Annotated in this window: 10 protein-coding genes and 1 pseudogene; 6 read left to right on the top strand and 5 right to left on the bottom strand. The window is 66.7% G+C overall.

Going from position 1 to position 10,379, the window contains the following annotated elements; translation table 11 throughout:
- Positions 1 to 298: Hsp70 family protein (locus tag Q0S16_RS13495; RefSeq protein WP_295849033.1), on the bottom strand; the 298-nt coding region annotated here is incomplete at its 3' end.
- Positions 299 to 661: 363 nt separating this feature from the next.
- Here Q0S16_RS13495 and Q0S16_RS13490 point away from each other — a divergent pair.
- Positions 662 to 1,597: a hypothetical protein gene (locus Q0S16_RS13490; RefSeq protein WP_295849031.1), complete on the top strand. Its 936-nt coding sequence runs from the start codon at positions 662 to 664 to the stop codon at positions 1,595 to 1,597.
- 6 nt (positions 1,598 to 1,603) lie between these two features.
- On the opposite strand, the gene Q0S16_RS13485 is transcribed toward Q0S16_RS13490, so the two are convergent.
- Both Q0S16_RS13485 and Q0S16_RS13480 read right to left on the bottom strand, forming a co-directional pair.
- Positions 1,604 to 3,115 (bottom strand): hypothetical protein, encoded by a 1,512-nt coding sequence (locus Q0S16_RS13485; protein ID WP_295849029.1) that lies wholly within the window; start codon positions 3,113 to 3,115, stop codon positions 1,604 to 1,606.
- Positions 3,112 to 4,614 carry a hypothetical protein gene (locus tag Q0S16_RS13480; protein ID WP_295849027.1) on the bottom strand — a complete coding sequence of 501 codons (1,503 nt, stop codon included), beginning with the start codon at positions 4,612 to 4,614 and terminating at the stop codon, positions 3,112 to 3,114. The genes Q0S16_RS13485 and Q0S16_RS13480 overlap by 4 nt, the downstream gene beginning before the upstream one ends.
- Before the next feature lie 128 nt (positions 4,615 to 4,742).
- Here Q0S16_RS13480 and pncA point away from each other — a divergent pair, with 128 nt between their 5' ends.
- Positions 4,743 to 5,453: a bifunctional nicotinamidase/pyrazinamidase gene (gene pncA, locus Q0S16_RS13475; protein WP_295849026.1), complete on the top strand. Its 711-nt coding sequence runs from the start codon at positions 4,743 to 4,745 to the stop codon at positions 5,451 to 5,453.
- A 60-nt stretch (positions 5,454 to 5,513) separates the two neighbouring features.
- On the opposite strand, the gene grpE is transcribed toward pncA, so the two are convergent.
- Together grpE and hrcA are read right to left on the bottom strand one after the other, a co-directional pair.
- Positions 5,514 to 6,110, bottom strand: coding sequence for a nucleotide exchange factor GrpE (gene grpE / locus Q0S16_RS13470; RefSeq protein ID WP_295849024.1), 597 nt, complete (start codon positions 6,108 to 6,110; stop codon positions 5,514 to 5,516).
- A 101-nt stretch (positions 6,111 to 6,211) separates the two neighbouring features.
- Entirely contained in the window at positions 6,212 to 7,300 is a 1,089-nt protein-coding gene (hrcA, locus tag Q0S16_RS13465) for a heat-inducible transcriptional repressor HrcA (RefSeq protein ID WP_295849023.1), read from the bottom strand.
- Positions 7,301 to 7,467: 167 nt separating this feature from the next.
- Between hrcA and rph the strand changes: the two genes are divergently transcribed.
- From rph to Q0S16_RS13445, 4 genes and pseudogenes are all read left to right on the top strand, one after another.
- Positions 7,468 to 8,193, top strand: a complete 726-nt coding sequence (gene rph / locus Q0S16_RS13460) for a ribonuclease PH (protein ID WP_295849021.1) — start codon at positions 7,468 to 7,470, stop codon at positions 8,191 to 8,193.
- Positions 8,194 to 8,325: 132 nt separating this feature from the next.
- Positions 8,326 to 8,967 carry an RdgB/HAM1 family non-canonical purine NTP pyrophosphatase gene (gene rdgB, locus Q0S16_RS13455; protein WP_295849020.1) on the top strand — a complete coding sequence of 214 codons (642 nt, stop codon included), beginning with the start codon at positions 8,326 to 8,328 and terminating at the stop codon, positions 8,965 to 8,967.
- On the top strand, positions 8,954 to 10,117 hold the full coding sequence (gene hemW, locus Q0S16_RS13450) for a radical SAM family heme chaperone HemW (protein ID WP_295849018.1): 1,164 nt from the start codon (positions 8,954 to 8,956) through the stop codon (positions 10,115 to 10,117). Before rdgB ends, hemW begins: the two co-directional genes overlap by 14 nt.
- Positions 10,118 to 10,215: 98 nt before the next feature.
- Positions 10,216 to 10,379 (top strand): annotated as a pseudogene (locus Q0S16_RS13445) (transposase); the annotation flags it as partial.

The following is a 10,379-nucleotide window of genomic DNA, read 5'->3' as shown; positions in this document are numbered from 1 at the left end:
CGCCGTTGCCGCCCTTGATGATCTTGTAGGGAACGAGCTCCGTATCCTTCTGGGTCATCGGATCGTCGAAGGTGCGGCCGATGAGGCGCTTGATCGCGAAGAAGGTCCGTTCCGGATTGGTGACCGCCTGGCGCTTGGCCGGCTGGCCGACGAGACGTTCGCCGTCGTCGCTGAAGGCGACGATGGATGGCGTCGTCCGCATGCCTTCGGCGTTCTCGATGACTTTAGGCGATTTGCCATCCATGACGGCGACGCACGAATTCGTGGTCCCGAGATCGATTCCAATGACCTTTCCCATGGTCCTCATACCCTTCTTTTTGCGGCAGGTTGGCTGGGCCCTGACGGCGCACCAATCCAAACCCCCAATAAATCAATTGCTCGCGATATTGCGACCGGTAGGCCTCATATAGGAGGGGGGGTGGGTGCCGCAAGGCATCGCATGCGTCCCAGGCCCATGAAAACACGGACGAAGCTGCAAATTAATATTGGCCGAAACCCCTCGCGGCACTTGCCACGCGTCGTTTCGGCGCGGCTGTGTTCCGGAACGGATTTGGCACTTGATCTGTTGCATGATCAGGGCGACGTTTGGCTGTCGGCTCCCGGCACCCGCGCACCGCACCCGACCCCCGGTCAGCCATTCTGCCAACCCAGTAGATTTTTCATGAAACACATTGCTTCCCTGTTCGCCGTTGTGTTGTTCACCGTCGGGGTCACCCCGGCGCTAGCGGCCGATCCGGCCTATCCGCCGGGCGTCCGGGTGGGACTCGCGCCGCTGGTCGGCCTCGTTCCGGCCAAGACCTTCACCGGCTTCGAAACATCGGACCATGGCGTCAAGGTGCTGATCACCGAGCTGGCGCCCGCCGCCTTCGGCGAGGTCGAGACCGCCTTCAAATCCAACCCGGCCGGCATGACGCTGAAGCCGGAAGGCCTCGAGACCGCCGCCGGCACCGCCTATTACACCGTCGAGAATGCCCGCGATGCCTCCGGCATTCTCCGGCGCTATTCGATGATCGTGGCTGGTGGCAGCTTTACCGGCTATATCGCGGTGCAGGTCCCCGAAAACGCGATGCGCATTTATACCGACGACGCCGTGCGACAGATGTTTGCCTCGACCGTGGTGCGCAAGGAAGTACCGCTCGACGAGCAGCTCGGCCTGCTGCCGTTCAAGGTCACGGAAATGAGCGGCTTCAAGACCGTGCGGACGCTGTCACCGGGCGGCGCCCTGCTGCTGGCGGATGCCACGGACGAAGCCAGGATCGAGGCCAACCCGTTCGTGGTGGTCGGCACGATCGGCTCGGCGCCCGACAAGGCCAGCGATCGCGGCCGTTTCGCCCAGCAGGCTGCGACCCAGATCCCGGGTCTGCGCGAGGGCCGCATCACCATGTCGGAGCCGGTGCGGATCGAAGGTCTGCCCGGCTACGAGACCCGGCTCGAAGCCACCAGCGGCAAGGACAATACCCCGGTCAGCGTGGTGCAATGGCTGCGTTTCGGCAGCGGCAACATGGCGATGCGCATCATCGGCAGCGCGCCGCGCGAGGAATGGACGAAGGCTTTCCCGCGCTTTCGCGCCATCCGTGACGGAATCGAGCCGCGTTGATGGGGATCAGCGCCGCGCCAGAATTGCGACGTTGTTGACGGTTTCGACGGCTACAAAATCCGCCAGCAGAGCGGCGATGTCGGGATGCGCCCGCAGCCAGGCGCCGCCGGCACCGGTGAGATCGTCGACCAGCACCACGGTCGGCGGCCGGATGCGAATATCCTCGATCAACATCGCGCGTTCGCGCGCCGCATAGGCGTCCAGCATGGCGTCCCGCGCCGGGCCGAGCGGTCCGTCGCGGCGCATGAATTCCAGATAGGTCGCGATCCATAGTCCCTGCTGGCGCGATACCCAGGTGCCGCCGAGCGCACGCACCAGAGGATGGCCGATGCCGGGCTCGCCGGTGATCGCCAGGATCGCAGGACGCGGCCCGAGCCGGGACACCGCCTGCCGCAGCGGTCGCGCATCGAAGGCGACGTCGAACCACAGCATGGCGCGGACGGCGACGACCGCCAGCACCAGGACGGCACCGATGCGCAGCGCGCGGCCGGGCGCCGGCCGCGCCGGCGACAGCAGGGCCTGGCCGAGACCGAGCAGCGCCAGCGCCAGCATGGGATAGGAATGGTATGGCCAGCCCTTGCGCTGCGCCAGAAACGCCACGGCGAATCCGGTCGAACTGGCCAGCAGCAGCAGCAGCGTGGCATCGATGCCGCCACGGCGCCGCAGCGCCAGGATCGCCAGGGTCAGGATCGCCCATAGCGGCACCGCCGGCTTGGCGAGCAACGCTTCGAACGGCAGGCCGACCGGCAGATAGACATCGCGCACCATCGGCCCGATGACGCTGAAAAATTCCGGAAACAGCAGGGTCACGCCGACCAGATAGAGCGCCGCGAAGGCCGCGGCGATGACATTCTCCGGCGCGACCAGCCCGCGCCAGGCCCGCGCCTGAACCGCCAGCGCGCCGAGGCCGCAGCCCAGACCGATCGCAAAATACGGTTTGAAGGCCAGCGCCACGCCGGCGCCGAGCCCCGCGGTGACGACCGCCCAGCGCGGCGGCGCTTCGCCCTGCGCCCGCAGCGCGATCACCGCCAGCATCGGCAGCAGCCCGATCAGCGCGATGTGCTCGCGCTGGCCAAAGGTCTGCGTCGGCAGAATCGCCAGCACGAAGAAGCCGAGCAGCCCGAGCGGCCAGCCCGGCACGCCGCGCCGCGCCGCCGATCGCCGCAGGATCGACGCCGTCGCCGCCAGCGAAACCAGGATGGCGGCGAACACCAGCGCATCGGTCACGGTCTCGGCGGGGCATCCCAGCGCCCGCGCCAGCAACACGCCGGGAATATAGACCAGCATCGCCATCGGCGGATTGGTCTCGATGATGTCGGCATAGAGCCGGCCGCCATCGATGACGCGCTCGGCGCAGGTCAAAAGCCAGCTCACATCGGTGTTGGCGGCCAGCCAATGGCGCAGCGCGATCGCCACAGCGACCAGCGCCGCCAACCCCAACCAGCCGCGCCACGGCCCGGCGATGCCAAAGGCCCGGTCGCGCGGCAAAGTCTGCGGGATCGCCTCGGTCTGACTCATGGCGTGGTCCGGCGCAGGATGTCGATGGCGTGGATGGTCCGCACCCGCTCATAGGGCTTCAGTAGCGCGCTCAGCTCGGGGTCGGCGGCGGCCCAGGCACCCCAATCGGTGTGATCATTGTCGACCAGCACCACGTCTGGCGGCTGCTTGCGAAAATCTTCCACCAGATCGTCACGTTCGCGCTGCGCATAGCTGTCGAGCCGGGCCGAGGTCGCGGCGTCGAAGCGGGTGGTTTCGCGCGCGCGCCGCACGATCTCACGGATCAGCAGCGCCTCCTGACGCGATACCCAGTGGCCCCGCAGATTCCGCACCATCGGATGGCCGAGGGTGGCGGCGCCGCCCAGCATCAGGATTTTCGGATGCGGCGCCAGCCCGGCCACGACCTTCTCGATGGCGCTGACATCGACGCTGGCGTTGAACCAGACGGCGGCATTGATGAACATCACGGCCGCCACGCCGGCGGCGACGCCTCGCCAGCGCCGCCATCGCGGCGCGGCGCGGTCGATCATCGCAATGGCATAGCCCAGCGCCATCAGCGACAGCGCCACCATCGGATAGGCGTGATAGCCCCAGCCCTTGCCCTGCGCAAAGAACGCCACCGCGAAGCCGAGCGCCGCCGCCAGCGAAACCACCAGCACCGCGTCGAGCCCGCGGCCGCGCCGCAACGCCAGAACCGCCAGCACCGCGGCGATGCACAACGCGCTGGCGGCGCTGACGAACAGCGCCAGCAACGGCGCGGTCAGCAACAGATAGACATCGCGCACCAGCGGATAGATCTTGGTGAAATAAGCGGGGAAGGCGAGATAGACCCAGCCGCCATAGATCGCCACCAGCGCCGCCGCGACCGCGTTCTCGGGCGCGAACAGCACCCGCCAGCGCCGCGCGTGGACGGCCGCCGCGACCACGCAGGCGCCGGCGGCAAGGGCGAAATAGGGCTTGAAGCTCATGGTGATCGCGGCGCTGAGGCCGGCGATCAGCACCGCCGCGGCCGACACCGGCACGCGGTCGGCGCGGCGGATATACACCGCCAGCGACGGCAGCATCGCGATCAGCGCGAGATGCTCGCGCTGGCCGAAATCATACATCGGCAGGATGCCGAGCAGCGCCAGGGCCCACAGCGCCAGCGCCCCGGCCGCGGCGCGGCCGCGCAACAGCCGCCAGGTGACGCCGAGCGACACCGCCATCAGCCCGAACACCAGCGCGTCGGTCACCGTTTCCGGCCGGAGATCGAGCGCCCGCGCCAGCGCGACACCGAGAAAATAAACGCTGCCGGCCATCGGCGGATTGGTTTCGAGAATGTCGACATAGAGCCGCTGGCCATCGAGCACGCGCTCGCCGACGATCAGCCACCAGCTGACATCGACGTTGAACGGCAGCAGCGCGCGCAACGCCAAAGCCACGGCAAGCAGCAGCGCGGCGGCCAGCCAGAGCGCCAGCGGCCGGGTTCGGGAGGGGGCGACCTCGCCCGGGGCAAGGCGCGGGCCGGCATCGAGGGTCATGCGCAGATCTGGTCCGGAAAGCTGCGGCAAAGGCTAGGAGAGCGGCGTTAACAAGCGGTTGCCGTCACGCTTGTCCCGCGGCGGCGGCTCTGGTTTGCTGCGTGCGCCGGTTCAAGGGGAGATCATCGATGTTCGACAGACAACAGATTCTGGCAGGGCTAAGCCTGCTGGCCGCGGCCGCGCTGGTGCCGAAGACGCTGCGGGCCGCCGGCAAGATCAGCCTCGACCGCACCTCGGCGCTTGTCGTGATCGACGTGCAGAACTGCTTTTTGCCCGGCGGCAGCCTGGCGGTGAAGGATGGCGACAAGGTCGTGCCGGTGATCAATACGCTGGCGAAGAAATTTGCCGACGTGGTGGTGACGCAGGACTGGCATACGCCGGGCCACGTCTCGTTCGCCTCCAGCCATGCCGGCAGGAAGCCGTTCGAAACCATCGAGCTGAAATATGGCAAGCAGGTGCTGTGGCCGGACCATTGCGTGCAGGGCACCGACGGCGCCGGGCTGTCGAAGGAGCTATTGATCCCGCAGGCCGAACTGATCTTGCGCAAGGGCAACAACAAGGACGTCGACAGCTATTCGGCGTTCAACGAGGCCGACGGCAAGAGCACGGGTCTCGCCGCCTACCTGAAAACACGCAAATTGCAGCGCGTCTTCCTGGTCGGCCTGGCCACCGATTTCTGCGTCGCGTGGTCGGCGCTGGACGCCCGCAGGGCCGGCTTCGACACCTATGTGATCGAGGACGCCTGCCGCGGCATCGACACCGAGGGCTCGCTGGCCAAGGCCTGGGCGGACATGACGAAAGCCGGCGTGAAGCGGATCCAGTCGGGGGATCTGGCGTAGTAAGTTTTCATGGGACGGCGGCCATGAAATCCCTCCCCACAAGGGGGAGGGAAAGAAAACCTACTCCGACGCCGCTTGCGTCTTGGCGCCGCCCTTCGATACCGCGACCAGAGCGGGACGCAGCACGCGTTCGCCGATGGTGTAGCCGGCCTGCACGACCTGCACCACGGTGCCGGCGGGGACCGACGAATCCGGCACTTCGTACATCGCCTGCTGGAAATTCGGATCGAACTTCTCGCCGGCCGGATCGAACTTCTTGACGCCGTTCTTTTCCAGCGTGTTGAGCAGCGAGCGCTCGGTCAGTTCGACGCCCTCGAGCAGCGCCTTGAGGCCGGGATCGGCCGCCGCCTTGGTGTCGGCCGGCACGGCATCGAGGGCGCGTTGCAGGCTGTCGGCGATATCGAGCACCTCACGGGCGAAATTGGTGATCGCGTAGGTGCGGCCGTCGGCGATTTCCTTGTGCGTCCGCTTGCGCAGGTTTTCCATCTCCGCCAGCGTGCGCAGCATCTTGTCGCGCGATTCCGCGGCTTCGGCGGTCAGCGCCTCGACCGAGTTCGGCTCCGGATCGTCCGGCATGATGTAGGGCTTGGAGACCACCGGTTCGGCGGGCTGAGCCTGCTTTTCGGGATTCTCGTTGGACCCGTTTGAATCAGTCATCACGCTGCCTTCTCAAAAACACGTCGAATGGGGGGATTGCTGAGCCGGATATCGTGGTTTGCAGGCCAAAAATCAAGCACAACCGCATGTCGGAGCCAGCTTCAGCCGCCCAGCATGCGGCTGACGATGCGCGCGGCATAATCGACCATCGGGATCACCCTGGCATAATTCAGCCGCGTCGGCCCGATCACGCCGAGCACGCCGACGATATGGCCGGCGCCGTCGCGGTAGGGCGCGATGATGGTGGAGGAGCCGGACAGCGAGAACAGCTTATTTTCCGAACCGATGAAGATCCGTACACCCTCGGCGGTTTCCGCCCGGCCGAGCAGGTCGATCACCTCGCGCTTGCTCTCGAGGTCGTCGAACAGCAGCCGGACCCGCTCCAGGTCGTCCAGCGCGTGCAGATCGTCGAGCAGATTGGCCTGGCCGCGCACGATCAGCTGGCGCTCGTCATTGCTCCCGCCGGACCAGGAGGCGATGCCGGCCGAAATCACCTTCTGGGTCAACTGGTCCAGTTCGGCACGGCTCTGCGCCAGCGCGGTTTCCAGCTCCAGCCGGGCTTCCGCCAGCGTACGGCCGCGAATCCGCGAATTGAGGAAGTTCGAGGCCTCGGTCAGCGCCGAGGACGGCACGCCGGGGGGCAGTACCAGCACGCGGTTTTCGACCTGGCCGTCCTCCGCCACCAGCACCACCAGCGCCTTTTCCGGCTCCAGGCGGACGAATTCGATGTGTTTCAGCCGCGAATTCGATTTGGCGGTGAGCACCACCGCCGCGGCCCGGGTCAGGCCGGACAATCGGGTCAGCGCCTCGCCGAGCGCCGCCTCCACCGACTGCACCTTGCCGACCGAGCTGAGCTGCGCCTGGATCGACTGCCGTTCCGGCTCGGTAAGGTCGCCGACCTGCATCAGCGCGTCGACGAAGAACCGCAGCCCCAGTTCGGTCGGCAACCGTCCGGCCGAGGTATGCGGGGCGTAGATCAGGCCGAGTTGCTCGAGGTCCGACATCACGTTGCGGACCGAGGCCGGCGACAGCGGTACCGTGATCAGCCGGGAAATGTTGCGCGAGCCGACCGGCTCGCCGGTAGCCAGATAGCTTTCGACGATCTGGCGAAAGATTTCGCGCGACCGCTCATTGAGCTGAGCCAGGCCGGCATGCGGCGTAATCAGGCCGATCGGATCGTGATGGGCCAACGGGCAACTCCTGTGACAGACTTCAATTTGTCGCTCCGGCGTCAGCAATACAAGCGCCCATTGCGGCATAAGGCCCGCATCCGGCCCTGTCGGCCCTTGCCGCTGCCGCCCCACCCTCCTAAAAGCACGCCAACCGAGCTCATTTTATGATCGAGAAGGATTTTCCCATGCGGCCAAGCCGTCGTGCGCCCGATGAGTTGCGCGCCGTGTCGCTGGAACGCGGCGTGGTCAAATATGCCGAAGGCTCCTGCATGGTGAAATTCGGCGACACCCATGTGCTGGTGACGGCGACATTGGAAGAGCGCCTGCCGCCCTGGCTCAAGGGCCAGGGCCGTGGCTGGGTCACCGCCGAATATGGCATGCTGCCGCGCGCCACGCTGGAACGCACCCGCCGCGAGGCCGCCTCCGGCAAGCAGGGCGGCCGCACCGTCGAGATCCAGCGCCTGATCGGCCGCGCGCTGCGCGCCGCGGTCGATCTGGAAGCGCTCGGCGAACGCCAGATCACCATCGATTGCGACGTGATCCAGGCCGATGGCGGCACCCGCACCGCCTCGATCACCGGCGCCTGGGTCGCACTGGCCGAGTGCATCGGCTGGATGAAGGGCCGCAACATGTTCAAGAACGGCAATGGCGACAAGGTGCTGCGCGACAACATCGCGGCGATCTCCTGCGGCATCTACCAGGGCACCCCGGTGCTCGACCTCGATTACGCCGAGGATTCCGAGGCCGATACCGACGCCAATTTCGTCATGACCGGCGACGGCCGCATCATCGAGATCCAGGGCACCGCCGAGAAGACGCCGTTCAGCCAGGACGAATTTCTGAAGCTCATGGCGCTGGCGCAGCAGGGCATCGGCCGGCTGGTCGATCTGCAGAAGATGGCCATCATCTAAAACTCTGTCGTTCCGGGGCGCGAGCGAACCCGGAACCTCGGTATGAGGCGATGAACATGTCGAGGTTCCGGGTTCGCTTTCGGCTGTCGCCGTCCGCGCCCCGGAACAACCGAGAATAGGCTATACATACCCATGACCCAGCACCGCCGAATCACCGGCAAACTCGTGATCGCGACCCACAATCCCGGAAAGCTCGCCGAGATGCGTGAGCTGCTGGCGCCGTACGGCATCGAGGCGGTGTCGGCCGGCGAGCTCGGCCTCGCCGAACCCGACGAGACCGGCGACACTTTTAAAGCCAACGCCGCGATCAAGGCGATCGCCGCGGCCAATGTCGCGCAGCTTCCCGCCTTCGCCGATGATTCCGGTCTCTGCGTCGCCGCGCTCGACGGCGCGCCCGGCATCTACTCGGCGCGCTGGGCCGGCGACAGCAAGGATTTTACAAGCGCCATGACCCGGATCGAACGGCTGCTGCTGGAGCGCGGCGCCGCGACGCCGGACCAGCGCAAGGCGCATTTCGTCTCGGCATTATGCGTAGCGTGGCCCGACGGCCATCTTGAGGAAGTCGAAGCGCATGCCCACGGCACGCTGGTGTGGCCGCCGCGCGGCGACGCCGGCTTCGGCTACGATCCCACCTTCCAGCCCGACGGCCACAGCCGCACCTATGGCGAGATGACCGCGATCGAGAAACACGGCCTGCCGCCGCTCGGCATGGGCCTGTCGCATCGCGCCCAGGCGTTCGTCAAACTCGCGGAGTTTTGCCTTGATCCGCGCTGACAATCTGCGGCCCGCCTTCGGCGTCTATGTGCACTGGCCGTTCTGCCTGTCGAAGTGCCCGTATTGCGACTTCAACAGCCATGTCCGTCACCAGCCGATCGACGAGGAGCGCTTTGCGCGCGCCTTCGCGCGCGAGATCGAGACCACCGCGGCGCGCACGCCGGGCCGCGAGGTCACCTCGATCTTTCTCGGCGGCGGCACCCCGTCGCTGATGCAGCCGAAAACGGTCGGCGCCATTCTCGACGCGATCGGCAAGCACTGGCGCGTCGCCCCCGATGTCGAAGTATCATTGGAGGCCAATCCGACCTCGGTCGAGGCCACCCGGTTTCGCGGCTACCGTGCCGCCGGCGTCAACCGCGTCTCGCTCGGCGTGCAGGCGCTCAACGACGCCTCGCTGAAATCGCTGGGCCGGCTGCACTCGGCGCGCGAGGCGCTCGACGCCGTGGCGATCGCGCGCGGCGTGTTCGACCGCTATTCGTTCGACCTGATCTATGCCCGTCCCGACCAGACGCCGCGGATGTGGACCGACGAACTCAAGCTGGCGATCTCGGAGGCCGCCGAACATCTGTCGTTGTATCAATTGACGATCGAGGAAGGCACGCCGTTCTTCGGGCTGCACGCCGCCGGCAAGCTGAAGACGCCGGATGAGAGCATGTCGCGGATTCTCTACGACGTGACGCAGGAGGTGTGCGCGCAGCACGGCCTGCCATCCTACGAGATTTCCAACCACGCCCGCGCGGGCGCGCAGTGCAAGCACAATTTGGTCTACTGGCGCGGCCAGGAATATGCCGGCATCGGCCCCGGCGCGCATGGCCGGCTGGATATCGACGGTATCCGCCACGCCATCGCCACCGAGAAGCGCCCGGAAGCCTGGCTGATGCGCGTCGAGGAGTCCGGCCACGGCGTCACCGTCGACGACCTGCTCAACAGCGAGGAGCGCGCCGACGAATTTCTGCTGATGGGGCTGCGGCTGGGCGAGGGTATCGATCCCGAGCGCTACCGGGCGCTGTCCGGCCGCGCGCTGGATCCCAAACGCATCGCGATCCTGCGCGACGAAGGCGCCATCGTCATCGAGGACAACGGCCGGCTGCGCGTCACGCAAGAGGGCTTTCCGGTGCTCGACGCGGTGGTCGCGGATCTCGCGGCGTAGAACCAGCTTCCGTAACCCTTTTACTTCACCTCGCCCCGCTTGCGGGGAGAGGTCGGAGTCCTGAGCAAGGCGAAGGGCGCCGGGTGAGGGGGGACTCCCGCCGCCTCACCCGCCTTACCAACGGCTTTTCAAAGAAGCTGGACAACCACTGCGCCGCCATCGCGCTATACGTGGCCCACTACAACCTCTGCCGCACCCACGAATTCTTCAAGACGACGCCTGCGAAGGCCATAGGCATCGCGGACCGGGCGTGGACCATAAC

Source organism: Tardiphaga sp., from assembly GCF_025356345.1.
GTDB lineage: Bacteria > Pseudomonadota > Alphaproteobacteria > Rhizobiales > Xanthobacteraceae > Tardiphaga.
This window is presented reverse-complemented; position numbering and strand designations above follow the sequence as displayed.